Origin of the sequence: Bradyrhizobium sp. (assembly GCF_035652035.1) — a bacterium.
In the GTDB taxonomy this organism is placed as follows: Bacteria; Pseudomonadota; Alphaproteobacteria; order Rhizobiales; family Xanthobacteraceae; genus Bradyrhizobium.
The window spans coordinates 1-12,380 of the sequence record NZ_DASREO010000015.1; the positions used below are offsets into that span (position 1 = coordinate 1).

General features: G+C 61.8%; 10 protein-coding genes, 1 tRNA gene and 1 pseudogene. 10 read left to right on the forward strand and 2 right to left on the reverse strand.

Translation table 11 applies throughout. The features are described from left to right. Positions 1 to 798 precede the first annotated feature (798 nt). From VFB05_RS04945 to VFB05_RS04970, 6 genes are all read left to right on the forward strand, one after another. Positions 799 to 2,358, forward strand: a complete 1,560-nt coding sequence (locus VFB05_RS04945; RefSeq protein WP_325009448.1) for a 2-isopropylmalate synthase — start codon at positions 799 to 801, stop codon at positions 2,356 to 2,358. Positions 2,359 to 2,737: 379 nt separating this feature from the next. After that, the gene (locus tag VFB05_RS04950; RefSeq protein ID WP_325009450.1) at positions 2,738 to 3,745 is read left to right on the forward strand and encodes a TRAP transporter substrate-binding protein; all 1,008 of its coding nucleotides are present in this window, start codon (positions 2,738 to 2,740) and stop codon (positions 3,743 to 3,745) included. Between the two features lie 78 nt (positions 3,746 to 3,823). Beyond that, positions 3,824 to 4,396 carry a TRAP transporter small permease gene (locus VFB05_RS04955; protein WP_325009452.1) on the forward strand — a complete coding sequence of 191 codons (573 nt, stop codon included), beginning with the start codon at positions 3,824 to 3,826 and terminating at the stop codon, positions 4,394 to 4,396. After that, entirely contained in the window at positions 4,396 to 5,679 is a 1,284-nt protein-coding gene (locus VFB05_RS04960) for a TRAP transporter large permease subunit (RefSeq protein WP_325009454.1), read from the forward strand. Before VFB05_RS04955 ends, VFB05_RS04960 begins: the two co-directional genes overlap by 1 nt. 129 nt (positions 5,680 to 5,808) lie before the next feature. Continuing rightward, a complete protein-coding gene (locus VFB05_RS04965; RefSeq protein WP_325009457.1) occupies positions 5,809 to 6,357 on the forward strand; it encodes a Spy/CpxP family protein refolding chaperone in 549 nt (182 codons plus the stop codon). Positions 6,358 to 6,530: 173 nt separating this feature from the next. Further along, positions 6,531 to 6,606 (forward strand) — tRNA-Lys (locus tag VFB05_RS04970). 253 nt (positions 6,607 to 6,859) lie between these two features. On the opposite strand, the pseudogene VFB05_RS04975 reads toward VFB05_RS04970, so the two are convergent. Continuing rightward, positions 6,860 to 7,786 (reverse strand): annotated as a pseudogene (locus VFB05_RS04975) (trypsin-like peptidase domain-containing protein); the annotation flags it as partial. Positions 7,787 to 7,953: 167 nt separating this feature from the next. Then, positions 7,954 to 8,772: an amidohydrolase family protein gene (locus VFB05_RS04980; RefSeq protein ID WP_325009459.1), complete on the reverse strand. Its 819-nt coding sequence runs from the start codon at positions 8,770 to 8,772 to the stop codon at positions 7,954 to 7,956. Positions 8,773 to 8,809: 37 nt separating this feature from the next. Between VFB05_RS04980 and VFB05_RS04985 the strand changes: the two genes are divergently transcribed. The 4 genes from VFB05_RS04985 to VFB05_RS05000 all read left to right on the forward strand — a co-directional run bounded on the left by VFB05_RS04985 (position 8,810) and on the right by VFB05_RS05000 (position 12,380). Beyond that, positions 8,810 to 8,959 carry a hypothetical protein gene (locus VFB05_RS04985; protein WP_325009461.1) on the forward strand — a complete coding sequence of 50 codons (150 nt, stop codon included), beginning with the start codon at positions 8,810 to 8,812 and terminating at the stop codon, positions 8,957 to 8,959. A 703-nt stretch (positions 8,960 to 9,662) separates the two neighbouring features. Next, positions 9,663 to 10,424: an IclR family transcriptional regulator gene (locus VFB05_RS04990; protein WP_325009463.1), complete on the forward strand. Its 762-nt coding sequence runs from the start codon at positions 9,663 to 9,665 to the stop codon at positions 10,422 to 10,424. Positions 10,425 to 10,602: 178 nt separating this feature from the next. Continuing rightward, positions 10,603 to 11,460 carry an amidohydrolase family protein gene (locus VFB05_RS04995; protein ID WP_325009465.1) on the forward strand — a complete coding sequence of 286 codons (858 nt, stop codon included), beginning with the start codon at positions 10,603 to 10,605 and terminating at the stop codon, positions 11,458 to 11,460. Beyond that, on the forward strand, positions 11,457 to 12,380 hold the full coding sequence (locus VFB05_RS05000; protein ID WP_325009467.1) for an SMP-30/gluconolactonase/LRE family protein: 924 nt from the start codon (positions 11,457 to 11,459) through the stop codon (positions 12,378 to 12,380). The genes VFB05_RS04995 and VFB05_RS05000 overlap by 4 nt, the downstream gene beginning before the upstream one ends.

The following is a 12,380-nucleotide window of genomic DNA, read 5'->3' on the forward strand; positions in this document are numbered from 1 at the left end:
GAGGAAGACACACCGGATCTGTCCCTAGCTCCCCGTCAGGCTCTTGCGGCCTTTGAGCACGTACGGGCTCAGATCCAGCGACGGGCGGTTGGTTAGAACCGCCCGTTCGCACATTCTGGCAGATTTTGCAGACACAAGAGCTCGGAGTAAGCCGTAAACCACTGCGCAGGGAAGGCCGGTGTGATTCCGCCTGTACCTGTGGACTTCGCGCCTTTCGCGCAACCTTTTGCGCGAGGGCCCACGGGTGCAGCGCTCACCCGGCCTTCCCTGCGCCCTCCTATTTTCTCGAGAGGGTGACAAACGATGCAAAGCTCGGGCGAATCCCGTCGCGAGGATGCGAAGTCATGCCCATGCCAGGATTGATGGAAGCCCCAGGCGCGCGCGAGCCCGTTCGCCTCGCCTCGCCTGCCGGGCGAGGTGGGAAGGACCCAACCAGGTCAGCCATTCTGACGCTCTTTTGGCGTTGCAGCTCCTGGCCATTCTCGTTTAGAAGATTGTTGCGGGGCGGGCGTTGGCAACCAAGCGTCAACCGTTTTGGCCGACGATTTGGCCGCTCCGAAGGGTCTGGCAATGCTGATTCGCAGCGAAATCGAGGAAATCGACGGGAAGGCGGCGCAAAGCGTCGGTCCCCGCACGATTTCGGCTGCGTCCCTGCCCACCCTCCTTCTTGGGCTCCTTCTTATCTGCCCCTGAGGGCCGACTGGGCGCGTGCGCCTGGGCGCTCAGGGGTTTTCGAGGACAAAAGAACCCTTCAGCGCCCCAGCCAAAGCGCGCGAACCACCCAAAAGGAATTTTGAAATGACCTCCGTACCCAAGTCCGAGAAGGACCGCGTCATCATTTTCGACACCACCCTGCGCGACGGCGAGCAATGCCCCGGCGCCACCATGACCTTCGAGGAGAAGCTCGAGGTCGCCGAGATGCTGGACGACATGGGCGTCGACGTCATCGAGGCGGGCTTTCCCATCACCTCCGAAGGCGACTTCCAGGCGGTCAGCGAGATCGCCCGCCGCTCCAAGAATGCCGTCATCGCCGGCCTGTCCCGCGCCCACCCCGACGACATCGACCGCTGCGCAGCCGCGGTGAAATTCGCCAAGCGCGGCCGGGTGCACACGGTGATTGCGACCTCGCCCCTGCATATGAAGGTCAAGCTGAACAAGACGCCGGAGCAGGTGCTGGAGACCTCGGTTGCCATGGTGGCCCGCGCCCGCAACCACATCGACGACGTCGAATGGTCGGCCGAGGACGGCACCCGGTCCGAGATGGACTTCCTGTGCCGCATTGTGGAAGCCGTGATCAAGGCGGGCGCCACCACGGTGAACATTCCCGACACCGTCGGCTACACCGTGCCGGAGGAATACACTTATTTCATGCGCACCCTGATCGAGCGCGTGCCGAACTCCGACAAGGCGATCTTCTCGGTTCATTGCCACAACGACCTCGGCATGGCCGTCGCCAATTCGCTGGCCGGCGTGGTCGGCGGCGCGCGCCAGGTCGAGTGCACCATCAACGGCATTGGCGAGCGCGCCGGCAATGCCGCGCTGGAAGAGGTCGTGATGGCCATGCGGGTGCGGAACGACAAGTTCCCCTATTGGAACAAGATCGACACCACCAAGCTGACGAGCGCCTCAAAGCTGGTGTCGGCGGCGACCTCGTTCCCGGTGCAGTATAACAAGGCGATCGTCGGCCGGAATGCGTTCGCGCATGAGAGTGGCATCCACCAGGACGGCGTGCTGAAGGACGCCTCGACCTACGAAATCATGAAGCCCGAGATGGTCGGCCTGAAGCAGTCCTCGCTGGTGCTGGGCAAGCATTCGGGGCGCCATGCCTTCATCCACAAGCTGGAGGAGATGGGCTACAAGCTGGGTTCGAACCAGATCGAGGATGCCTTTGTGCGGATGAAGGCGCTGGCCGACCGCAAGAAGGACATTTACGACGAGGACATCGAGGCGCTGCTCGACGAGGAGATCGCGGCTGCGTACGACCGCATCAAGCTGACCTCGCTGACCGTGATTGCCGGGACCCACGGCCCGCAGCGCGCCACCATGAAGCTCGATGTCGACGGCCAGACCAGGATCGAGGAGGCCGAAGGCAACGGCCCGGTCGATGCGGTCTTCAACTGCATCAAGCGTCTGGTGCCGCATGACGCCAAGCTCGAGCTGTACCAGGTGCATGCGGTGACCGAGGGCACCGACGCGCAGGCGGAAGTCTCCGTGCGCCTGTCGCAGGACGGCCGCTCGATGACCGCCCGTGCCGCCGATCCGGACACGCTGGTCGCGTCCGCCAAAGCCTATCTCGGCGCGCTGAACAAGATCGTGATGAAGCGCCAGCGCGACATGCCGGCGGTGGCGGCGAGCTGACGGCTCGGGCCGTCATTCCGGGGCGCGCGAAGCTGTTCCGTCATCCTGAGGCGCCTTCGCAAAGCGAAGGCCTCGAAGGATGAACGGCCCGGCTGCCGCAGCGGGGCCGTCGCCCTTCGAGGCTCGCTCCGCGAGCACCTCAGGGTGACGGTTCTACATTGCCAGCGCCGCAAGAGCTGAGACGGCCAACACGGGAGGTTGCAAGCACGACGGCTAATGCTCGCGCCGCGTTTTGCGTTGCAGCAAGGGTTTCATGGACATCCTGCTAACGAGCAATGGCATTTGCGCTTTCTTCTCTGTAATGCTGCCCCGGACTTGGAAAGTGGCAGGGGCGGGCGCGCATCGGCGCCGCGCTCAAGAAGACTGCGCGGGAGGACAGATGCGTAAACTGGTTTTGGCCGCCATATCGATAGCGGCCCTCATTTCGGTCGGGCCGGCTTCAGCCGCTGACAACCCGATCGTTCTGAAATTCAGCCATGTGGTGGCGTCCGATACGCCCAAGGGCAAGGCGGCGGACAAGTTCAAGGAGCTTGCCGAGAAATACACCGACGGCAAGGTGAAGGTTGAAGTCTATCCGAACTCGACCCTCTACAAGGACAAGGAAGAGCTGGAAGCCCTGCAGCTTGGCGCGGTGCAGATGCTGGCGCCCTCGAACTCGAAGTTCGGCCCGATCGGGATCAAGGAATTCGAAGTCTTCGACCTGCCTTACATCCTTCCCGACCTGAATGCGCTGCGCAAAGTCACGGACGGCCCGCTGGGCTCCAAGCTGCTCCAGCGGCTCGACTCCAAGGGCATGACCGGGCTCGCCTATTGGGATAACGGCTTCAAGCAGATGAGCGCCAACAAGAAGCTGGTGGCGCCTTCCGACTACAAGGGCCTGAAATTCCGCATCCAGTCCTCCAAGGTGCTGGAAGCGCAGTTCCGCGCGCTCGGTGCGATCCCGCAGGTGATGGCGTTCTCCGACGTCTACCAGGCGCTGCAGACCGGCGTGGTCGATGGCCAGGAGAACACCTGGTCGAACATCTACACCCAGAAGATGCATGAGGTGCAGAAATACGCGACCGTCACCAACCACGGCTATATCGGCTATGTCGTGGTCGTGAACAAGAAGTTCTGGGACGGCCTGCCCGCCGACATCCGCGACCAGCTCAGTAAGGCGATGAAGGAAGCGACCGAGTATGGCAACAGCCTCTCGGTCAAGGAGAACGAGGACGCGCTGGAGCAGATCAAAAAGGCCGGCAAGACCGAGATCATCACGCTGACGCCCGAGCAGAACGAGGCGATGCGCCAGGCGATGATGCCGGTCTACAAGGAAGTCGCCTCCCGCGTCGGCCAGCCGCTGATCGACGAATTCCTCAAGGAAACCGGCCGCGGGCCGATCAACTAACCGGCGCGCCGGGCAGCATTTGAGTGATCGGGCGGGCATCGGCCCGCCCGATCATTGTTACAGGGGGACCGGATCTGCATGTTCTTACGCATTCTCGACCGGCTGGAAGAGATCATCATCGCGAGCTTGATGGGCGCGGCGACGCTCGTCACCTTCATCACCGTCGCCCATCGCTTCCTGGTCGATATACCCGTCCTCTACCCTTATTTGTTCTGGATCGATCTCTCCTGGTCGCAGGAACTCTGCATCTACATGTTCATCTGGATGGCGAAGTTCGGCGCGGCCTATGGCGTGCGCACCGGCATCCATGTCGGCGTTGATGTGCTGATCAACCGCCTGCACGACAACTGGCGCAAATGGGTCATCCTGTTCGGCCTGTTCGGCGGCGCGCTGTTCACCGGAATCGTCGGCACCATGGGCGCGAAGTTCGTCATCGAGCTGATGCAAACCGATCAGGTCTCGCCCGACATGGAGATTCCGAGCTGGATCGTCTACGCCTGCATCCCGCTCGGCTCGTATTTGATGTGCTTCCGCTTCCTGCAGGTGATGTGGAGCTATTACCGCACCGGCGAGCTGCCGCATCATGATGCGACCCATGTCGACGACATCGAGGTCAGCCCGAAGGCGCCGATCGCGCTCGGAGAAGCCTGATGAGCGCGGCACTCATCTTCGGACTGCTGTTTGCCCTGATGCTGACGGGCATGCCGATCTCGATTTCGCTCGGCCTGACCGTGCTCACCTTCCTGTTCACCATGACGGAGGTGCCGATCGAGAGCGTCGGCCTGAAATTGTTCTCCGGGCTCGACAATTTCGGCATCATGGCGATCCCCTTCTTCATTCTCGCCGGCACCTTCCTGACCCGCGGCGGCGTGGCCCGGAGGATGATAGCCTTCACAACGTCGCTAGTGGGACATCTGCCGGGCGGGCTTGGCCTTGCCGGCGTCGCGGCCTGTGCGATGTTTGCGGCGATCTCGGGCTCGAGCGTTGCCACCGTGGTTGCGATCGGCTCGATCATGATGCCGGCGATGGTCGACTACGGCTATCCGCGCCGCTTCGGCGTCGGCGTGATCTCGACCTCGGGCGCGCTCGGCATCCTGGTCCCGCCCTCGATCATCCTGGTGCTGTACGGCGTCTCCACCAACACCTCCATCGGCGCGCTGTTCATGGCCGGCATCGTGCCGGGCATCCTGCTTGCGCTGATGCTGGCCGCGGTGACCTGGTTCGTCGCCTACCGCAACGGCTATCCGAAGATGAAGCGGGCGACGCTCGGCCAGCAGGTCAAGGCCTTCGTCGACAGCTTCTGGGGCCTATTGCTGATCGCGATCGTGCTCGGCGGCATCTATGGCGGCATCTTCACGCCGACCGAAGCTGCGGCCGTCGCCGCCGTCTATGCCTTCTTCATCACCGTGTTCGTCTACAAGGAGCTCAAGCTCACCGACGTGCCGAAGGTGCTGCTGCAGGCGGCGAGCATGAGCTCGATGCTGCTCTACATCATCACCAATGCGGTGCTGTTCTCCTTCCTGATGACCCATGAGCAGATTCCGCAGGCGATGGCGGCCTGGATCATCGACAAGAATCTCTCGATCTGGATGTTCCTGCTGGTGGTGAACGTGATCCTGCTCGCGGCGGGCAACGTCATGGACCCATCGTCGATCCTGTTGATCATGGCACCGATTCTCTATCCGCTGGCGACCAAGCTCGGCGTCAATCCCGTGCACCTCGGTGTGCTAATGATTGTCAATACCGAAGTCGGGCTGTGTCATCCGCCGGTCGGGCTCAATCTCTATATCGCCTCGAGTATCGCCAAGATGGGGATCAGCGAGATCACCGTCGCGGTGCTGCCATGGCTGTGCGCGATGCCGGTGTTTCTGGGACTGATCACGTATGTGCCGGAGATTTCGCTATGGCTTCCCAGGCTGCTCGGCATGATCTAGCGCCGTTCAGTGCCGGTTAATCTTGATTAAATCGAAGTAGGGCTGTGCTGTCTGTCCAAAGTGTAAGTTGAAAGCATGCGGCGTTCCGACCATCCTGAAGCCAGGCCTAGCCTTTCGGAGGAGGTTCGTATGAGAAGGTTTGCAATCGCCGGAATGGCCGCGCTCGCGATCGCCGCCTCGACCGCGGTTTACGCTCACCATGGCTGGTTTCGCGAGCACCTGCAGCATATGCGGCTGAGCCCCGAGGATCGCGCCGCGATGCTGGATGCGCGGATTGCGGCGGTTCATGCCGGGCTGAAGCTGACGCCCGACCAGGACAAGCTGTGGCCGCCGGTGGAGAGTGCGGTGCGGGATTTTGCCAAGCTTCGGATGGACCGGGCCAATGCGCGCATGAAGGCCCGCGAGGACGCGCAGAACAGGGACGAGGATACGCCGGATGATCCGGTGGCGCGGCTGCGCCAGCGCGCCGACGACATGGCGGCGACCTCGGCGGCGCTGAAGAAGATCGCGGACGCAGCTGACCCGCTCTACAAGACGCTCGACGACGGCCAGAAGCGGCGCCTCGCGCTGCTCACCCACCGTGGCCGGATGGGCGGCGAGGGCGGCTGGCGGCATCGCTGGATGGAGCATGAAGGCGGCCCGCGGCCAGACCACGACGGCGGCTCGGATCGGCTCTGAGGCGGGCGGATCCCATGGGATCGCCAGATCCGGGAGGCCGCCGGATTCCGGCGGCTTTTCCGTGTCTTAACCTCCTGAACAAGGCTTGGAAAAGTTGCGCCAGCTTGCTGGACATCGCCGGGCCGCTTTGCTAAACGACGGCCGCTTGCAAAGGCTTTCCGGTCCCAAGCGCCGGGCGCATAGCTCAGTTGGTAGAGCAGCTGACTCTTAATCAGCGGGTCCCAGGTTCGAGCCCTGGTGCGCCCACCAAAGGAAAGATCCCTGGTTTCCAATAGCTTCGCCAATTGTCGGTTGAGAACAAACCGCGTCCCCTGCGACGTTTTTGTGGTCGGAGTTCGCGTCGGGCGGATAGCTGTGCGACTTTTCCGTTCTTTCTGTATCTTCACCCCATTCGATACAGTGCGCAGAACCGATGGTACAGGTCGACTACGTGCTCGTCGTAGGATAGGAAATTAGAGCGAGCAAAACGGACCATCTCAGAGTCGGTAGGCGCCGCGTTCGGCTACCGCATCTTCGGCTTTCGGTCGTCCAGAGGAGCGACCTCGACAGTCAAGCCCTCTTGCGCGTGATCTTGCTCAACGATCATCTGGACATGTTGCCCGACCGGAGTAAGGCCAATCAAGTTGCGCAATTGGGTTGCGCTCCCGGATCGGGAGATCATTTGCCTTCAGGATGACATCGCCCTTGCGCAGACCGGCGCTTTCGGCCGGAGAACCTGGGCTAATTTCCCTGATCCTCGCGCCTTTGAGGCGCCGGCCGCCGCCGAATTAATATCTTCGAGCACAATCCCGATCCGTCCGCGCTCGACATGGTCGGTCGCAATCAACTGGCTCATCACCTTCTTCGCCACTTCGCCATGTTGATCGGCACCGCGAAGCCGATGCCGACATTTGCCGCCGCCCGGCGATATGATTGCGGTGTTAATGCCGACGAGTTCGCCCTTGAGATTGACCAAACCGCCGCGGAATTGCCGGGGTTGATCGCCGCATCAGTCTGGATGAAATCCTCATAACCCTGCTTGACGAGGCCTGTGCGCCCCAAAGCGCTGACAAGGCCGGAGGTGACCGTCTGCCCAAGGCCGAATGGATTGCCGACTGCAATGACGAAGTCGCCAACCTCAAGCGCATCGCTGTTTCCGAGCGCGATCGCCTTAAGACCGTTTGGATCCCTGATCTGCAGGAGTGCCACATCGGTGGCAGCGTTCGCGGCCCACCAGCTTCGCTGCGAATTTTCCTCTGTCCTTGGTTCTGATCTGCATTTGCGAGGCTTGCGCGACGACGCGGTTTGCCGTGAGAACGTAACCCTTCTGGGCATCCACGATCACGCCGGAGCCCGCCGCGTTGATCTCCTTCTCGAGTTGCTTCGGAACGTCGAAGAATTCGCGGAAGAAGGGACCATGATAGAGTGGGTTGGACGATGAAGACGAGCCGGTTCACCGTGAGCTCGGGCATATCGTCACTGTTGTCGACCATTGGACGGACTCAAGTTCGATCGTCGCCATTGATCGCACGTATGTAGGGGGTCCACTTCCATGCCTGGCTTCGATGGAAGCAGAGTCTTAGAGGCGGCGCTCAGCCGTCGAGCATCGCGGGCTGGTCATGCCGATTTTAATTTGAGAAGGCGATCTGCATTGCGATAGCAGATCTTTTCTCGAATTTCGTCGTTCAAGGGGGCGTGCTCGATGAAATCGGCCGCGACAGTTGCCGACTCGTAAGGGTAGTCGACCGAAAACATCACAGAGTCAGCACCGACCTCCTCTATGGCTCCCAGAAGGGCTGCCGGGGAGCAGACGCCAGTCGTTGTGATCAGAATATTGCTGCCAATGTATTCGGACGGTCGCCGCTTGAGATTGATGCCATGCGAATAGACGGCGAATCGACTGTCGAACCGCCATCTCAGGAATGGCAAACCTTCCCCCATATGGCCGAGCACAATCTTCACGCTTGGATAACGATCGAACACACCGCCGAACAGAAGCCGGAGAGCGTGGGTGCCAGTCTCTACGCCCCAGCCCCAAGCCGCAGCCGTCAACTCCGGATGGCCTTGAAAAGTCTTGGGAAGTTCAGGAAAATCGGTTGGATGCAAATATAGTGGCACATCTAGCGCTTCCAGACGCTCCCACAGGACATCGTAGGAAGCGTCGTCATAGTAGCGGCCATTGGTGTGTCCGTGAACAAGGGCTCCCTTGAAGCCGAGTTCGAGGATCGCTCTTCCTAATTCAGTCGCAGCCTCTCTCGGCGAATGCATGGCCAAGGTTGCGAAGCCGGCGTAGCGCGTTGGCCGACGTTGTATTTGCTTCGCCAGAAAATCGTTGTTCTCCCGTGCCCGCTTTATTGCAATAGTTGCATCAGGCTCAGCTTGTACGGCGGGCCCGGTCTGAGACAGGACCATGATCTCGATACCGGCTTCGTCCATTGCGGCTAGGTGCCGCGTCCTGCGGAGCGGAACGAGCGTGCTCGTTCAGTACCGTCCGGATGACCGTATCGAGGCGACATTCGGGCGCTTTCCCGGACTGGACGTCGCCGACGAGCGCGCGCTTGGCTTCGTCGACGACGGTTCGGTCGCGATGTTGATCAGGAGTGCGCTCGCACAAACAAACTAGACCCCTGGGTAAGAGTGGGAGACATACATGAAAGAGTCGCCGCAGCGCAAAGGGACCTTGAACAGGCTTTTGCCGGCGGCCGAAATTTCCATTTCGGCCCGTGGCTCAAATGGTGGGTTTTGGCCTGGGAATGCCGAAAATGCTTTGTGTTTCAATAGGGATTGACTGACACTCTCTCCGCCATTTGCACGATTTTGTACGCCAAACTACGATTTCCTGCGACATCGCGCGCGATAGCATTCACTGCCTGACGATCGCGTTGCGCGCAGAAATGCAAGAGTTCATCGCGCACGGCTGAGGCCCTGCCTGTATTGCAGCCACTCGGTTAGTGCGGCCGGATCATTTCGGTGTCGTGTACCTCGGTAAAAACGCGCGCCGGCTGGTGCCATCGCGCCCTGCTCGGCAAAAGTTGAATCAGGCGGCGTAGCGCTTGCACTTCGGTAAGGACCGCCCGCCTGGACGAAGCCTTCCTCGGTGTGGAGCTACTACGACCCCCTGCGTTGTCCTCGAAATCACTGGCCGCGTTTCCGGATTTTTCGGTCGGGCGGGTCACTGAGTTGCGTGGGCGGGCTTACTGCGAAACAGCTTAAATCGCTCCAGCGACCAACCTGTTTCTTTGCAAGCTCTTTTTCGCGGATCGCCGGCTGGGGCTTCTACCAGCGCTAGGAATAACGTAGGAGATTGCGAGGAAAGAGGGTTCGAGATGGCTAAGCAAAGCAAGAAGGAGCCAGGCGCGCTCAAGGGGGTATCGGCCGCCGAACGCGCTTTGGCGGTATTGACGGCGTTCCGTCGGGGCGACGGCGCCTTGAGCCTGGCCGAACTGGCCGAGCGGACAGGTTTGGTCAAGAGCACGATCTTGCGGCTCGCTCTGTCACTGCAGCAGTATCGGCTGATTGCGCGGCTGCCGGACGGCTCCTATCGCCTCGATGCGGAGACGTTGCGGCTTGGGACAGCCTATCAGCAGGCGTTTCGCCTTTCCGACCACGTCATGCCCGTGCTCGAGCAACTTGCGGCGAAGACGGGTGAGACCACCTCCTTCTATGTTCGAAATGGCGAAGAGCGGCTTTGCCTGTTCCGCGTGGAGAGCACCAACCGCATCAGGATGACCGTGCAACCGGGCGATACCAGGCCCATGGACAAGTCCGCAATCGCCCGGACGCTGCTGCGCTACGAGGCAGGCCCACCCGGTCCTGACGATGAACTCCCGCTCTTCACGTCCGGCGTCACCGATCCGCACGCCGCTGCGCTCGCCATGCCGGTCTTCGGCATTGCGGACACTCTGGTCGGTGCGTTGGCCATTTCTGGCCCGATCAGCCGGCTCACCGAGGCGCGGGCCGAGCAGGTCAAGGGACCGCTGGTCGAGGCTGCGCACAAACTGACCTTGGCATGCGGGGGCACACCGCCCGCTGCGGGGAAAAGCCCGCGCAAACGCAGCGCCGCCCGCCCGGTAAACGTCCCGACGTAAAACGAAACGTCGTTTCATTTCATCTTGCCGGCCCACCGCGACGGGCTTATAAGCCTGCTCATAACAAGCCATCGGGAGGACGAACGTCGTGGCATTAGCGTCGCTCACGCGAAGGACAGTGCTAGCCGGTCTCGCTGCATCCGCGCTTGCGCCCATCTCGGCAGCGCGGGCAGAGGAAGTGCGTTGGTCGAGTGGCTCCGAGAAGCCGCGCTTTGTTGCGCCGCCGGGTGCCACGGATTGCCATTTCCACACCTATGACAAGACCTATCCGGTGATGAAGGGCGCAACCTTGCTGCCCGAAGACGCCTTGCCTGACGACTATCGGGCATTGCAGTGCCGGATCGGCACCACGCGCGGCGTCATCATCCAGCCCTCCACCTACGGAACGGACAATCGGTTGCAGATCGCATCGCGCAATGCGCTCGGCGCTGAGAATTTTCGCGTGATCGCCGTCGTCGCCGAGGATGTCTCGGATCGGGAATTGCGGCAACTCGACCAGCAGGGTGTCCGCGGCGTCCGTTTCAATCTCGGCTTTCCCGGCGTGCTATCGATCGGTTCGCTCAAGCTGCTTGCCCCGCGGCTGGCCGATCTCGGCTGGCACTGCCAGATCAACATGCGTCCGAAGCAGATCGAGGACAACGCGGACCTGCTTGCGGCGCTGCCCGGGCGACTCGTGTTCGACCATCTCGCGCAGGTACCACAGCCGGACGGTCTGGCAAGTGCGCCCTACAAGGTCATTCGCGGGCTGCTCGATCGCGGCAAGACCTGGGTCAAGCTGTCCGGCCCCTACGTGTCGAGCAAGCTGGGCGCCCCCGACTATGCCGATGCCGGCGCCGTTGCGGTTGCATACGTCAAGGCGGCGCCCGAGCGACTGGTCTGGGGCAGCGACTGGCCGCATCCCTCCGAGAGAGAGAATAAGCCAGACGATGCGCGGCTGTTCGATCTCTTCAGCCAATGGGCGGGAGAGGCCGCATTCACGCGCATTCTCGTCGACAACCCGGCTGAGCTTTACGGCTTTCCGCGAGGTGTCCAATGACATTCTTCAATCCGCCACGCCGCATCGAGACGACCGTCTTCACGCGGCTTCCGGACCAATTCCGGAAATCGCGTCGCACGGCCTGGGCAGACGCCAACCAGGGTGGCCGCCAGATCGACTCCTTCCTTGAAGGTCCGTCCTTCGATCGTCAGGGACGGCTCTACGTCACGGACATTCCGTATGGGCGCATCTTCCGCGTCAGCGGGGAAGGCGCGTGGGAGCTCGTCACCGAATATGACGGCTGGCCGAACGGGCTGAAGATCCACCGCGACGGCCGCATCTTCATCACCGACTACAAGCGTGGGATCATGCTGCTCGATCCAGCGAGTGGCGCAGTGACGCCGTTCCTGGAGACGGCGGCGAGCGAGAGCTTCAAGGGCGTGAACGATCTCGTCTTCGCGCCGTCGGGCAATCTCTATTTCACCGACCAGGGCCAGACCGGGATGCACGATCCAACGGGGCGGGTCTGGAAGCTGATGCCCGATGGCCGGCTGACGTGCCTGATCAACACGATCCCGAGTCCGAACGGCATCGTAGTCGATCAGGAGGAGAGCTTTCTGCTCGTCGCGGTGACGCGCGCCAACCAGATCTGGCGTGTGCCGCTGCCTGCCAGCGGCCTGACGACCAAGGTCGGCATCTTCTCGCATCTGCATGGCGGTCCCGGTGGACCCGACGGGCTGGCGCTGGACAGCGGCGGCAATCTGCTAGTCTGCCACACCGGCTTCGGCTCGGTGTGGCGGTTGTCACCTCTAGCAGAGCCGCTCGATCGCATCGTGTCCTGCGCCGGCGTCGGCAACACCAATCTCGCCTTCGGTGGGCCGGAGCGAAAAAGCCTCTTCATCACCGAAAGCCGCACGGGAACGTTGATCCGCGCCGAGCTCGAGACGCCGGGCCTGCCGATGTTCTCGCACGCCGACTAA

What these genes read in the sequence shown, in the direction of transcription:
- VFB05_RS04945 (WP_325009448.1), top strand. Translation starts at nt 799, where the DNA reads ATGACCTCCGTACCCAAGTCCGAGAAGGACCGCGTCATCATTTTCGAC.
- VFB05_RS04950 (WP_325009450.1), top strand. Translation starts at nt 2,738, where the DNA reads ATGCGTAAACTGGTTTTGGCCGCCATATCGATAGCGGCCCTCATTTCG.
- VFB05_RS04955 (WP_325009452.1), top strand. Translation starts at nt 3,824, where the DNA reads ATGTTCTTACGCATTCTCGACCGGCTGGAAGAGATCATCATCGCGAGC.
- VFB05_RS04960 (WP_325009454.1), top strand. Translation starts at nt 4,396, where the DNA reads ATGAGCGCGGCACTCATCTTCGGACTGCTGTTTGCCCTGATGCTGACG.
- VFB05_RS04965 (WP_325009457.1), top strand. Translation starts at nt 5,809, where the DNA reads ATGAGAAGGTTTGCAATCGCCGGAATGGCCGCGCTCGCGATCGCCGCC.
- VFB05_RS04980 (WP_325009459.1), bottom strand. Translation starts at nt 8,772, where the DNA reads ATGGACGAAGCCGGTATCGAGATCATGGTCCTGTCTCAGACCGGGCCC.
- VFB05_RS04990 (WP_325009463.1), top strand. Translation starts at nt 9,663, where the DNA reads ATGGCTAAGCAAAGCAAGAAGGAGCCAGGCGCGCTCAAGGGGGTATCG.
- VFB05_RS05000 (WP_325009467.1), top strand. Translation starts at nt 11,457, where the DNA reads ATGACATTCTTCAATCCGCCACGCCGCATCGAGACGACCGTCTTCACG.